9 protein-coding genes and 1 tRNA gene are annotated in these 12982 nt (G+C 66.6%); 5 read left to right on the top strand and 5 right to left on the bottom strand.

The window, feature by feature from the left end; all coding sequences use genetic code 11:
* The first annotated feature begins 84 nt into the window (after positions 1–84).
* Complete coding sequence (gene yccS / locus ACFOSU_RS03985; protein ID WP_380689151.1) at positions 85–2214, top strand: YccS family putative transporter; 2130 nt, start codon at positions 85–87, stop codon at positions 2212–2214.
* A gap of 9 nt (positions 2215–2223) precedes the next feature.
* On the opposite strand, the gene ACFOSU_RS03980 is transcribed toward yccS, so the two are convergent.
* Positions 2224–2505 carry a YrhK family protein gene (locus tag ACFOSU_RS03980; RefSeq protein WP_380686686.1) on the bottom strand — a complete coding sequence of 94 codons (282 nt, stop codon included), beginning with the start codon at positions 2503–2505 and terminating at the stop codon, positions 2224–2226.
* 159 nt (positions 2506–2664) lie between these two features.
* Between ACFOSU_RS03980 and ACFOSU_RS03975 the strand changes: the two genes are divergently transcribed.
* On the top strand, positions 2665–4062 hold the full coding sequence (locus ACFOSU_RS03975; protein WP_380686684.1) for a GGDEF domain-containing protein: 1398 nt from the start codon (positions 2665–2667) through the stop codon (positions 4060–4062).
* A gap of 49 nt (positions 4063–4111) precedes the next feature.
* Here ACFOSU_RS03975 and ACFOSU_RS03970 read toward each other — a convergent pair.
* Positions 4112–4187, bottom strand: a tRNA-Glu gene (locus tag ACFOSU_RS03970).
* 268 nt (positions 4188–4455) lie between these two features.
* Between ACFOSU_RS03970 and ACFOSU_RS03965 the strand changes: the two genes are divergently transcribed.
* Genes ACFOSU_RS03965 through ACFOSU_RS03955 form a run of 3 tightly spaced genes read left to right on the top strand, consistent with a single transcriptional unit; the run spans position 4456 to position 10110 of the window.
* Entirely contained in the window at positions 4456–5901 is a 1446-nt protein-coding gene (locus tag ACFOSU_RS03965) for a TolC family protein (protein WP_380686682.1), read from the top strand.
* On the top strand, positions 5898–6947 hold the full coding sequence (locus ACFOSU_RS03960; protein WP_380686680.1) for an efflux RND transporter periplasmic adaptor subunit: 1050 nt from the start codon (positions 5898–5900) through the stop codon (positions 6945–6947). Before ACFOSU_RS03965 ends, ACFOSU_RS03960 begins: the two co-directional genes overlap by 4 nt.
* Positions 6948–7005: 58 nt before the next feature.
* The gene (locus tag ACFOSU_RS03955; RefSeq protein ID WP_380686678.1) at positions 7006–10110 is read left to right on the top strand and encodes an efflux RND transporter permease subunit; all 3105 of its coding nucleotides are present in this window, start codon (positions 7006–7008) and stop codon (positions 10108–10110) included.
* A 3-nt stretch (positions 10111–10113) separates the two neighbouring features.
* On the opposite strand, the gene ACFOSU_RS03950 is transcribed toward ACFOSU_RS03955, so the two are convergent.
* The 3 genes from ACFOSU_RS03950 to ACFOSU_RS03940 form a co-directional block, all read right to left on the bottom strand.
* A complete protein-coding gene (locus tag ACFOSU_RS03950; protein ID WP_380686676.1) occupies positions 10114–11307 on the bottom strand; it encodes a HupE/UreJ family protein in 1194 nt (397 codons plus the stop codon).
* Positions 11304–12599, bottom strand: coding sequence for a tetratricopeptide repeat protein (locus tag ACFOSU_RS03945; protein WP_380686674.1), 1296 nt, complete (start codon positions 12597–12599; stop codon positions 11304–11306). Before ACFOSU_RS03945 ends, ACFOSU_RS03950 begins: the two co-directional genes overlap by 4 nt.
* 78 nt (positions 12600–12677) lie before the next feature.
* On the bottom strand, positions 12678–12974 hold the full coding sequence (locus ACFOSU_RS03940; RefSeq protein WP_380686672.1) for a hypothetical protein: 297 nt from the start codon (positions 12972–12974) through the stop codon (positions 12678–12680).
* Positions 12975–12982 lie beyond the last annotated feature (8 nt).

Genomic DNA, 12982 nt, shown 5'->3' with positions numbered 1-12982 from the left:
GAGCCCACCCGGCCAAGCTAGAATAGCGGCAAGTCGTTTTCGTGTTGGAATTGCGCCGTGCGCCTGTTTCGTCTGCCCCAGTTCATGGCCCTGGACCGTTTTGCGGACAGCCTGCGCGTGCTGATCGCGCTTGCGGGCGTGATTCTCTATACCGGGGTGCGCGACAATCCGCACGAGATGATTCCGCTGGTGCTCGGCGTGATCGCCAGCGCCATTGCCGAAACCGACGACAGCTGGCGCAAGCGCGCCCGTGCGCTCGTCGTCACGCTGATGTGCTTCTCGATTGCCGCCTGTGCGGTCGAACTGCTGTTCGGTCGGCCGTGGCTGTTCGGGACCGTGCTCGCCGCGGGCAGCTTCGTACTGGTCATGCTCGGCGCGGTCAGCAACCGCTACGCGACGATCACCAATGCCACGCTGCTGCTGGCCGTGTACACGATGATCGGGGTGGATCAGCACGCCATGCCCGGCGCGCCGTTCTGGCGCGAGCCGGCGCTGCTGGTTGCCGGCGCGGCATGGTACGGGCTGCTGGCATTGGTCTGGAACGCTATTTTCGTGCACCGCCCGGTGCGGCAGTCGCTGGCGCGTCTGTACGCCGCGCTCGGCGACTATCTGGGCTGCAAGTCACGGCTGTTCGAGCCGGCCGGTGATCTCGACGTCAACGCCCGGCGTACCGACCTGGCGCACGCCAACGCGCGGGTTGTGGCCGCGCTCAACGACACACGGCTGGCGCTGATCGATCGCCTCGACGGGCGCCGTTCGCGCTCGGCGATGGACGAGAATCTGCGCCTGTATCTGGCCGCCCAGGACATACACGAGCGTGCCAGCTCTGCGCATTATCCCTACAAGGCATTGACCCAGGCGTTCTTCCATAGCGATCTGATGTTTCGCGCCGAACGCCTGATTCGCGTGCTCGGCCAGGCCTGTCATTCGCGGGCGGACGCGTTGCGCTACGGCGACGCCTTCGATGGTCGCCGGGTAGCCGCGGCCCTGGATGAATTCGATGCCGCCATCGCCTACAGGCAGGCCGAGCCTGTCGTCGCCGGCACCGACCTGATGTACGTCGTCGAGGAACTGGGCGACAACCTGCGCGGTCTGGCCGCGCAGGTGACGGCCGACGCCACGTCTGCCGCGGCGACGCCGGAGCGCGTGCTCCAGAATCCGGCGCCGGCGACCCTGGCCGAGGCGTTGCGCCGTATTCGTGTCCAGCTCACGCCGACCTCGGCACGTTTTCGCCACGGTCTGCGTCTCGCGCTGGCGATGCTGGCGAGCTATGTCGTGCTCTGTCTGGTGCATCCCGAACAGGGCTACTGGATCCTGCTCACGACGATGCTCGTCTGCCAGCCGAATTTCGGGGCCACACGCCTGCGCCTGATCCAGCGGGTGGGCGGCACCGCGCTCGGGCTGGTCATCGGCTGGGCGCTGCTGCGCCTGTTTCCGGCGCCCGAGATACAACTGCTGCTGACGATCGCGGCCGGCGCGCTGTTCTTTGCCACCCGGTCCCGGCGTTATCTGGTCGCCGCGGCGGCCATCAGCGTGCTGGTGCTGGTGTCGTTCAATCAGGTCGGCAACGGCTTCGACCTGATCCTGCCGCGTCTTCTGGATACCGTGCTCGGCGGGCTGATCGCCGCTGCGGTCATGCTGCTGGTGTTTCCCGACTGGCGCGAACGCGAGCTGCATCAGCTGCTGGCCGAGGCGCTCGCCGCCTACAGTCGCTATTTGCGGGCCATTTTCGCTCAGTACCGCGGTCAATACAGCGAAGGAAAGCGCGACGACCTGTCCTATCGTATCGCCCGCCGCGATGCCCACAACGCCGACGCGGCGGTGAGCACCCATGTATCCACCGCGCTCAAGGATCCGCACGGCGATCGTTCGGACAATCGCGAGGCATTGTCGGTGCTCGCGAGCGCGCAGACGTTGATCGGGCATCTATCCACGCTTGGCGCGCATCGCGGCGTGCTCGACGAGGATCTTGGCAACAGCCTGCTGGCCCAGGCGGTGGCTTATGTCGCCGATAGTCTCGAAGAGTCCGCGCGCGCGCTGATCCGCTCCGAGCCGATACCGGTGGACAGCGACCGCGAAGACGATCTGCGCAACGCGCTGGCGGTGATGCCGGCGCCCGGCCACAGCAATCAGCGGCTGGTGGCCGGACAGCTGCGACATCTGCTCGATGAACTGCCGCGCCTGCGCCGGGTGGGGCAGGCGCTGGTTCGGTGAGCCCGTCAGTTAGCGGTAGTCATGCGGCAGGTCGTCGCCCGGCAGGGGCAGGTTCGCGAGATGAAATTCACGCGCGACCTTGATCGTCGGCCGCAGCATGAAATTTACCGACCCCAGCGTGAAGCACCAGGTCGCCGGAATCATCAGGCTGTCATAGAAGAACATGATCGAGCCGACGAGAAAGAACAGGGCTGCGCAGAAGTCGTTGAGCGTGTAGATCTTCTCGTAGCGACCGTAGACTTTACGATGTTGGGGGGTGGCGTCTTTCTCGGTTTCGAAGGGTTTGGCCATCGGGTGTGCTCCTGTGTTCGATGTGGCCAGCGTACCCAGTCGCCGCGTACCAGGGCGACCGGGCGCGCCGCGCGGCTACGCCGACTCAGGATTCGGCGCCGTGGCTGATGTGTTCCGCGCCTGAATTCGTCTGACAAGTCAGAAACTTGGCAGCAGGCGATGTCTCGCGCAGACTATCCGCGCATGATCGACACCACCACCACCCGCCTGTCCTCGAACCAGCCGGACATGAGAGTGGTCAGACGAGTGGCCCGGGCACAGACCATCGCATTGTTGATCGTGGCCGCGACCGGTATCGGGATCGTGACAGCCTGGCTCGTGCCGGCTTTCGCAGCGCTGCTGCCGGCCAGTTGGTCTGTGATGAAGGCCAATACCGCGCTTGCCCTGGTGCTGGGCTGTGCCAGTCTCTATTTGTCGCGGGAGAGACGCACGCCCGGACAGTTGCAGGTGAGCCGAGTGCTGGCGGGCGTCGCTTTCATCATTTCGCTGGCCGCTCTTGTGGAACACCTGTCTGGCTGGCGCACGGGCATCAGCACGTTGCTGATACCGGATTCCGCGGCCGAAAATCCCGGCCTGATGTCCCTGCAGACCGCGGCCTATCTCAGTCTTCTGGGTATCTGTGCCGGTTTCATTCGTGTGCACAAGAGTGCGGCCATGCATGTCGTCGACCTGCTGGCCATGGGGCTGGTGCTGTTTTCGCTGGTGGTCCTGGCCGGCTACTGTTTCGGCGCAGTCCAGCTGTTTGGGCAGTCCGAGGCGACACGCACGTCGGCGCACACGCTGGTGTGCATGGTGCTGCTGGCTTTCGTGGTGATCAGCCGCCGTGCGGAATACGGTTTCTTCTCGGTATTCATCGGCGTCGGCATCGGCAGTTACATCGCCCGCCTGGTGCTGCCGCTCGTGTTCGTGCTGCCGTTTCTGCTGGTATTCGGTGGTGCCTATACGACGCTGATGGGTTGGCTGTCGTCATCCTATGCATCGGCGCTGACCGCGGTCATCACGTCGTTCATGTTGCTGGCGCTGCTGATCGCGATGGCCTGGCGCATCAACGAGCTCGAGCGTGATCTGCGCGGTATGTCGCTTACCGATCCGCTGACCGACATCTCCAACCGACGTGGTTTCTATCTGCTCGGCGCCCAGGCCATGCGCGAGGCCCGCAACAGCGAGCGTCCGCTCACCGTGCTGTTCATCGATCTGGACGGCCTCAAGAAAGTCAACGATACCCTCGGCCATGACGCGGGGTCGGCGTTGCTCGTGGATATGGCCGACCTGCTGCGAAATACATTCCGTCAGGTGGATATCGTGGCGCGCGTTGGCGGCGACGAATACGCGGTGGCCATGCGTGGCGACAAGACGGCGGCCGCTACCGCCATGGAACGTTTGGATGCGGCCACGGACAGCCTGAACGAATCCGGGATGAGGCCTTATCCGCTCAGTTACAGCGTGGGCGCGGCGACCAGCGACGGCAAGGAAACATTCGATGCACTGGTACAGCGTGCGGACGAACTCATGTACGCACAAAAACGTACACGGAAAAACGCTCGCCTGAACGGGTAATACGCGCTGGCGGCACGGCACGAGCCGGGAATGGCTGGGCGGCGAAATATGGTGCTCCCTACGAGACTCGAACTCGTGTTTTCGCCGTGAGAGGGCGACGTCCTGGACCGCTAGACGAAGGGAGCATGCTTGGCGCGGGCGCATAGTATAGCGGCACGGGTGCCGGCCTCAAGTCTTTTCGTGTGTCGGTGCTTGATACGGGGTCGATACGGTCGCTAGTGGGACGTTCTCGTGGCGTGTGTTGCTGGTGTCGTGAGGGCGACGATCCATACACAGCGCTCGTGAACCCCTGCGGCATCCGGTGACGGCTATACTCGGGCCATGATCGGGAAAGATTCCCTTTTTTCAGGGAAGACCTCGGGGGGATTGCGGCCTGCGCCGGCCGCATGCTCGATGGGCTTGCGCTGCGCGCTGGGGCTGATGCTGGCTCTGGGTGTCTCCGCGTGCGCGCACCAGCAGTATCAGCCGGCGCCGCTGGACCCGGCGGCCACCGCGAAGCAGTTCGATCAGCGTCGTCTCGACGCCGCGGAACTGCTTGTTTTCATGAAGATGTTGGGCGCGCAGCCGGATCACTGGCCGTTGCCGCGCTGGACGCTGGACGATCTGTTTCTGGCCGCGCTGTATTACCAGCCTGATCTGGATGTGGATCGCGGCGAATGGCGTGCTCGCCTGGCCGCCGAGCGCCAGGCCGGTCAGCGCACACCGCTGCGGATCAATCCCCAGGTCGAACATCACAGTGAGGCCGACAACGAATCGGCGTGGACGGTGGGTACGCTTATCGAGTTCGTCATCCCCGGCCCGGGCAAGCGTGCGGCGCGCGAGGACGCCGCGGCGGCACGGGCCGAGGGCGCGCGGCTGCGCCTGGGGGAGGGCGCCTGGGCCGTGCGCGAGCGCCTGGAAAAAGCGGCGCTTACGCTCGCCAACCAGCAGCGGCTGGCGCAGCTCGCGGATATCGAACGTGAGCAGACGGCGCGGGCGTTGGACATCCTCCAGCGCCGCCTCGACCAGGGCGTGACCGACGCTGCCGCGGTCACCTCGATGCGTCTGCGGCTGCAGCGCGCGCGTCTGGCCGCGGGTCAGGCGCGCCATCAGGCCGGTACGGCCGAGGTCGATCTGGCGACCGCGATCGGGGTGCCGGTCGAGGCGATCGCCGCAGTGGCACAGCGACTCGTCGCCCCCGACTCGGCGCTGCCGGGCGTGCCGGCGCCGGCGATCCGCGAGACCGCGCTCACCCATCGCTATGATATCCGGCGGGCCCTGGCGGACTACGGCGCCGCCGATGCGGCGCTGCGCGGGGCGATAGCCGATCAGTATCCCGATATCACCCTGTCGCCCGGTTTTCTGTTCGATCAGGCGGATCGGGTCTGGGTGCTGGAAGCCTCCTGGCTGTTGTTGCTGCCGCGCCACAACGCCGCGCCGATTGCGGCGGCCAGGGCTGAACGAGACGCCGCGGCCGCCCGTTTTCGCCGCGTTCAGGCCCGGGCGATCGCCGACGTCGATCGGGCACGGGCCGACTATGTGGGCGCGCGCGACGTGCTGCGGGTGGCCGAGCGCGTGCTCGCCGCCCAGCAGCGCCAGGCCGCGGATACGCGCCAGCGCGTCGAGGTCGGCTATAGCGATCGTTTGAGCCTGGTGACCGCGCGCATCGAGACTATTGCCGCGCGGCGTGCGCGCGCGCAGGCGCAGTTCGATGCGCGGCGTGCGCTTACGGCGATGGAGAGCGCGATCGAGGCCCGCTTGCCCGTAGGGACACGGCAGCTGGACCCTGTGCGCCGTTTCGTCGCCCTGGGCGCCGACGAGCCGGATCGATCGACAACCGAAGAACAGGGGCAGCCATGACGCTGTGGCGACATCTCCCGGGCCGTGTTCGGCGGCGTCGGTTCTGGCTGTGCCTGCTGCTCGCGTTGGCGATCAATCTGCCGGCGGTCGCCGCCGATGACGACGGTGATGACGCAGCGCCGGCCGCCGACGTGCCCATGCTGCAGGTGGTGATTCCCGCTGCAGTACAGTCCGCCGCGGGTATTGCCACACAGCCGCTGGCGCAAGAGCAGCGGCGCGTGGAGCGCCGTGCCCTGGCCACGGTACTGTCGCTGCAGCCACTGTTGGCGCGCCGCGCCGACCTGCTCGCGGCACGCGCGGATGTCAGCGCGGCCCGCGCCCGTTTTTCCGCCAGCGACGATGCCTATCAACGCCTGCGACGACTGACCGGCGGCCGCGCCAACGTCTCGGCGCGGGAACTGGCCGGGGTACGTGCCACGCAGCGGGTGGACGGTGCACAGCTGCAGGCGGCCGAGGCGCATCTGGACAACCTGCGCGTGGGCCTGCGCCATGTCTGGGGGCCGGTGGTGGCGCAGTGGCTTGCCGCCGAGCAGGCGCCGCCGCCGTGGCAGGCGATTCTGGACGGTGAGCAGGTGCTGGCGACGCTGCGCATGCCGGCGGATATGCACCTGGCGTCAGCGCCGGCGCGCGTACTGGTTGCCGCTGACGAGCGACGCACGCAGGCCCGCCAGGCGAACGTACTCTCGGCCGCGCCGGAGCAGGGAACGAGCACGCCCGGCGAGACCTGGCTGTTGCGGCTGCCGGCGCAGGGTCTTCATGCCGGCATGCGTCTGTCGGCCTGGGTCGCACAGGACGACGAAGCACACGCCGGCGTGTTGATCCCGGCGTCGGCCGTGGTCTGGCAGGACGGCCGACCCTGGGCATATGTGCAGATCGAAGACGACCGTTTCGCGCGTCGCCCGTTGCCGCCGCTGTCGGTCGATAACGGCGACGCCCGCTTCGTGAGCGAGGGCTTTGCTGCCGGCGACGCCGTGGTCACGGCCGGGGCGCAGATGCTGCTGGGCGAGGAACTGCGCGCCCAGATCCCGGAAGAGGACGACGACTGATGGGGTCGGTGCCGGGCACGCGCCTCGGGACAGGCCTCGAACTCGGCAACGCGCGCTGATGCTCTCCCTGATCGTACGTTTCGCGATCCGGCTGCGCGGCGTGGTGCTGGCGCTCGCGGTGCTGATGCTCGGCTACGGCGCCTGGCAGCTGACCCATGCCGGGCTCGATATCTTCCCCGAGTTCTCGCCGCAGCAGGTCATCATCCAGACCGAGGCCCCCGGCCTGACCGCGGAACAGGTCGAGGTGCAGGTCAGCCAGCCGATCGAGAATGCCCTGTCCGGCTTGATGGGGGTCGAGCTGACCCGGTCGCAGTCGATCCAGGGACTGTCGGTGGCGACCCTCATCTTTGCCGCCGATACCGATACCTTCCGCAACCGCCAGATCGTGGCCGAACGTCTGACCACGCTCGGCGACGCCTTGCCGCCCGGCGTGCAGGCGCCGGTGATGGTGCCGTTGTCGTCGTCCTCGGCGACGGTGATGACGATCGGGGTGACGTCGAAGACCCGCTCACTCATGGACTTGCGCGATCTGGTCGATGGCACTTTGGTGCCGCGGCTGCTGAGCGTGCCCGGGGTCGCCGACGTCAACGTTTTCGGCGGCGATATCCGCCAGCTGCAGATCCAGATCGACCCGGCGCGACTGCGCCGATTCGGGGTGTCGGTGGCCCAACTGCGCGCTGCGGCGATGGCCGCGACCGGCGTGCGCGGCGCCGGGGTGCTGGCCAACGCGAACCAGCAGATCGCGCTGACCGTGGCCGGTGTGCCCGGTACCGCCCAAACGCTGGCCGGCGTCGTGCTGGACCCGGAATCGGGCCTGACGCTGGGGGACGTGGCCGACGTGAAAGAGGCCGCCGCGCCCGCCATCGGCGCGGCCCAGATCGGCGGCGAACCCGGCGTCGTGCTGATGGTGATCGGTCAATACCAGGCCAATACGCTGAGCGTATCCAACGCCGTGGAGGACGCGCTCGAGGAACTGGGCACCATCTTCGCCCAGCGCGGTATCGTGCTCCACGATCACCTGTTCCGGCCGGCCGATTACATCGAGGCCTCGTTTACCAACATCGTCGGTCATCTGCTGATCGGAGCACTGTTCGTGATCGCCGTGCTGTTCGGCTTTCTCTATAACTGGCGCGCGGCGGCGATCTCGGCGATCGCGATCCCGTTGTCGCTGCTGGGGGCGACCATCCTGCTGCTGGCGCTGGGCGTGAATCTCAACGTAATGGTGCTGGGCGGGCTGGCGATCGCACTCGGCGAGGTGGTGGACGACGCCATCATCGATACCGAAAACATCTTCCGACGCCTGCGTGAAAATGCCGCGCAGGCCAACCCGCGCTCGATCGGCCAGGTCATTTTCACGGCATCCATGGAAGTACGTGGGTCGGTGGTGTATGCCACCTTCATCGTGATTCTGGCGTTCGTACCGCTGCTCACCCTCGGTGGCGTGGCCGGTCGCCTGTTCGCGCCGCTCGGGCTGGCCTATATCCTCGCCATCCTGATCTCGCTGGCGGTCGCGCTCACGGTCACCCCGGCGCTGTCCTATCTGTTGCTGGCACGCGGGCGCCTGCGTGACGGCGATCCACCGCTGATCGGCTGGCTCAAGCCGCGGTACGGCCGCGTGCTGGGGGCCGTGGAGAAACGCCCGCGCGCGGCGATCGCGGCGGCGCTGCTGGTCAGCGCGATCGGCGTGGCGGTGTTGCCGTTTTTCGGCGGCGCGTTCCTGCCGGAGCTGCGCGAGGGCCACTACATCGTGCACACCACCAGCCTGCCGGGCACGTCGCTGGACGAGACCATCCGCATGGGCAAGCGGCTCACGGCCAAGTGGCTGGCGATCGACGGCATTCGCTCGGTGTCGCAGTGGGCCGGCCGGGCGGAGCGCGGGGCCGATACCTACGGCACCCATTACAGCGAATACGAGCTGGATTTCACCCGCGGCCTGTCGGGTGCCGAGCAGCAACGGGTGATCGACGACCTGGAGGCCGTGCTCGCCGGTTTCCCGGGCATCACCTACGAGGCCAATACGTTTCTCACCGAACGCGTGGACGAGACCATATCGGGCTATACCTCGCCGGTGGTGGTCAATATCTTCGGCCATGATCTGGCGGAACTGGATCGCCTCGCCGGCTCGGTGGCGGGCGTGATTCGCGGTATTCCGGGGGCGACCGCGGTGCAGCTGCGTTCGCCGCCGGGCACACCGCTGCTCACCGTGCGCCTGCATCCGACGGCGCTGGCGGCGGCCGGTATTCGTCCGCTCGACGCGGTCGACACCATCCAGAGCGCCTACCGGGGCGACGTGGTCGGGCGTTATTACCAGGGCAACCGGGTGCGCGACGTCACCCTGATCCTGGACCCGGCGCTGCGCCGCGACCCCGCCCAGGTCGGCGATCTGCCGCTGGCCAGCGGTGACGGCACGCTGGTGATGCTGTCCAGCGTCGCCGATATCCGGCAGACGCCGGGCCGCTACAACGTGCTGCACGAGGGTGGCCAGCGCGTACAGACCGTCACCGCCAACGTCGATGGTCGCGATCTGGCATCGTTCTATGCCGAGCTGCAGGCCAAGGTGCTCGAAAACGTCGAATTCAGCGCCGATACCTATCCCGAGTTCACCGGCGCCGCGCTGGCCCAGGCGCAATCCCGACGTGAGCTGATTCTGCATTCGCTGCTCGCCGGCGGCGGTATTCTGATCCTGTTGTTCGTGGCGCTCCGGCGCCCGCGTAATGTCTTTCTGGTGCTGCTCAATCTGCCGTTCTCGCTGGTCGGTGGGGTGCTGGCCGCACTCGCCACCGGCGGCTGGCTGTCGATCGGTTCGCTGGTCGGCTTCGTCACCCTGTTCGGGATCACGGTGCGCAATTCGATCATGCTCACCTCGCACTACCAGCATCTGGTGGAAGCGGAGGGCCAGCCGTGGAACGCCGCAACCGCGCGGCGTGGTGCGGCCGAGCGTCTCACCGCGATTCTCGTCACGGCAACGGTGACCGCGCTCGCCATGCTGCCGATCGCGATCGGCAGCGACAATCCGGGCCGCGAGATCATGGGGCCGATGGCCGCCATCATCATCGGTGGCCTGCTGTCATCCACCGTGCTTAACCTCCTCGTGCTGCCGGCGTTGCTGCTGCGCTATGGCCATTTCGAAGCGCCCGACACGGCGATAGAACCGGAGTCGTGATACCTATCCGGGCAGCAGCACGCTGAACACGGGAATCGTCACGTCGAAGGCGCGCTGGATGAACCAGCCGAAGGCGATCAGGGCGATTACCGCCGAGCCGATACGCAGCACGCCGATCCGGTAGAAGGCGGTACGCCGCAGCAGGAACGCGATCGGCATGAGTAGCAGCACGACGGTCTCCTGGCCGATCTCCACGCCCACGTTGAAGCCGCCCAGTGAGGCCGCCATCGCGCCGGGCGGCAGCTGCAGGCCGGCCAGCGCGCCGGCAAAACCCAGCCCGTGAATGAAGCCGAAGCCGAAGGCGACCAGCCAGATGCGTCGGTTGACGATCGGATAGAGATTGTTGAGCGCGGCCAGCACGATCGACAGCGCGATGCCGGATTCGACCAGCCAGCTGGGCAGCGCGACATAACCGAGTACGGCGAGCGTGAGCGTCACCGAATGCGATACCGTGAACGCCGATACGATCTTTACGATCTCTATGAACGCCGGCCACAGCCGCTCGACCGGCGCCCAGGCGCGCCGTCCTGCGCTGCGTATCAGCACCGAGGGCAGCAGCAGCGAAAAAATGAACAGCATGTGGTCGATGCCCTGCCAGATATGCCACATGCCGTCGTACACAAAGCTGACGAACTGACGCCAGCGGTCGGGCGTGCGCGCGTTCAACTCGGTGCTGGCATTATCCGGGCCGAGCACCGCGCCGGCGGTGTCGGCACCGGCCCGGAGCGTGACGATGCCGCGATGATAGGGGTCGACATCGGCAAACAATCGGTACTCGACCCTGATCTGGCTGGGCACGTCCTGGTCGCAGATCGCGCTGAACAGCAGCACGTTGTAGGCGCCGTCGGTGTGGGTATCGATCTTCTGCCCCTGAGGCTGCAGGTCGCAGCTCAGGCCGTCGCCGGTCACGCGCAGGCGGGCCAACGCATAGCGCTCGATCGTCTGGCGATGGGCCTGGACTTCGCCCCAGGTGATGTCGCCGTCGTGGTTGCTGTCGATGCCCAGTGCGAAGTTCAGATCGCGAAGGGCGATATCCCACTGGCCATTCAGGGAATGCGGATTGTCGTTATCCGTACTCAGGGTGAGATAGGCATCGCTTTCCTTGTGGGCATTGGCGACGCCAGCGCTCAGTAGCAATACGGCCCAGGCGATCAGGCACAGGATGCGCCCGCCGACCCGCCCGCCTCTAGCGTTCATGACGAGGCTTCGGCGTCAGCGCCTGTATTGTCAGGGGCATCGGAATCCGCGATCCGGGCTCGCACTTCGGCGGCGAGCGCGTCGAGATGCGGATCGCTCATATGGCTGCGATCGAGAAAATCGATGATCGGTTGTGCAGCCGGCGGCTTGTCGGCGGCGAGTGCGCTGGCCAGGAAGATGCGGACATCCTGCGGAGCACGCTGGGTTTTCCAGTTATCCCGGGCCAGCGCCAGCGCGCGGTCCGGGTCGTGCTGCAGTTCGAGCGCGAAGCGCGCCTGCTCGCGCTCGTAGACATGGCTGCCGCGTTCGGCCATGGCGGTGAAACGATCGGCCATCGCCTGGATATCGGCGGCCACGTCAGCGCGCCCGAGCGCGGCCTTGGCCAGCACCGCGCGCAGCAGGGCGGTGTCCGAGGCGGTATGGTTTTTCACCAGCGCCAGCGCGTCGGCCGGGCGGTTCGCATCGAGCAGAAAGTCGCCGTAGTTGTCGAGCAGGAAGTTGTCGCCGGGGGTGAGCTGCAGGGCATGGCGGTAGTGACGCTCGGCCGCGGCGTTGTCGCCGCTGCGTGCGGCGGCATCGGCGAGCAGACCCTGTACATAGGCTTGAACATCGACGGGCACGTTGCGGGTCTGGTCGGCGATCAGTGCCAGCAGGCGATAGGCCTGTGCGGCGCGGCCGGTCAGCGACAACAGGGCGCCGTTGCAGACGATGGACAGATACTGGCCGCCGGTATTGGTGGTGTGCACGCAGTCGGTACGCGCGTCTTCGAAGCGCCCCTGAACCATGTCGACCGTGGCCAGCGTCAGCCAGCCCTGGGCGTTGCCCGGCGCGCGCTTGAGGGTGGCCTTGAGTTCGGCGCGTGCGGCATCGAAGTCGTGGCGGCTCTGGAGAATGGTCGCGTGCACGATCATCACGTCGACCGGCACGGGGTTGTCGTCCAGCCAGGGTTCGAGCGGTACCAGGGCGCGGCCCAGAAAACGGGCATCGCCGGTACTGCGACCGTAGTCGACATAGGCCCGGGACAGCCGTATCGCGAGTTCGCGATCATCGGGATTGCGTTTGTGCTCTGCGCCGAGTTTTTCAAAGCGCCGCACGCGGGGATCGGTGGTGGCAGGCACCTGTTCGAGTACGGTGTCGTCGTGGTCGGGCACGTAAGGCACGCCATGAGGGACCGCCCCTGCGCTCGCACTGACGAGCCAGAGGCTGATGAGTGCAATGCCGGCGCGTGTGTACACGCCCGGGCGCATAGTTGGCTCGAAGTCCGTGCGCGGGTGGATCGATGGTGACGACACAAATCGGTCCTTCAAAAAAGCCGGCCCACTCGTCTTCAATCGAAAACGAGCGGGCCGGTGACTGGCAACTCTCGGAGGTTAGTTCTGACTGCCGAGGCAGTTTGCCGTGTAGATGCTCTGCGTCGGATCGGCGTTGGCATCATCGGCCGGGAACTGCTGCCCGTCGATGCGCATCGCGTCCCCGTCGGCGACGGCGTTGCAATTGTTGACCACGAACGTCTGCAGGTTGCCGGCATTGCCGTCCCCACCGCCGCCGTTGCCGTTGTCGCCATTTCCATTGCCGCCGTTGATCAGCGTTCCGGCGTCGTTGTTGTCAGAACAACCGGCGATTGCCAGGATGCCGGCGACACATAGCGTTAATACGAATGCTTTCATCGCGGGCC

It is taken from the genome of Salinisphaera aquimarina (genome assembly GCF_042643355.1).
Taxonomy (GTDB): domain Bacteria; phylum Pseudomonadota; class Gammaproteobacteria; order Nevskiales; family Salinisphaeraceae; genus Salinisphaera; species Salinisphaera aquimarina.
This window is presented reverse-complemented; position numbering and strand designations above follow the sequence as displayed.

What these genes read in the sequence shown, in the direction of transcription:
- yccS (WP_380689151.1), top strand. Translation starts at nt 85, where the DNA reads ATGGCCCTGGACCGTTTTGCGGACAGCCTGCGCGTGCTGATCGCGCTT.
- ACFOSU_RS03980 (WP_380686686.1), bottom strand. Translation starts at nt 2,505, where the DNA reads ATGGCCAAACCCTTCGAAACCGAGAAAGACGCCACCCCCCAACATCGT.
- ACFOSU_RS03975 (WP_380686684.1), top strand. Translation starts at nt 2,665, where the DNA reads ATGTCTCGCGCAGACTATCCGCGCATGATCGACACCACCACCACCCGC.
- ACFOSU_RS03965 (WP_380686682.1), top strand. Translation starts at nt 4,456, where the DNA reads ATGGGCTTGCGCTGCGCGCTGGGGCTGATGCTGGCTCTGGGTGTCTCC.
- ACFOSU_RS03960 (WP_380686680.1), top strand. Translation starts at nt 5,898, where the DNA reads ATGACGCTGTGGCGACATCTCCCGGGCCGTGTTCGGCGGCGTCGGTTC.
- ACFOSU_RS03955 (WP_380686678.1), top strand. Translation starts at nt 7,006, where the DNA reads ATGCTCTCCCTGATCGTACGTTTCGCGATCCGGCTGCGCGGCGTGGTG.
- ACFOSU_RS03950 (WP_380686676.1), bottom strand. Translation starts at nt 11,307, where the DNA reads ATGAACGCTAGAGGCGGGCGGGTCGGCGGGCGCATCCTGTGCCTGATC.
- ACFOSU_RS03940 (WP_380686672.1), bottom strand. Translation starts at nt 12,974, where the DNA reads ATGAAAGCATTCGTATTAACGCTATGTGTCGCCGGCATCCTGGCAATC.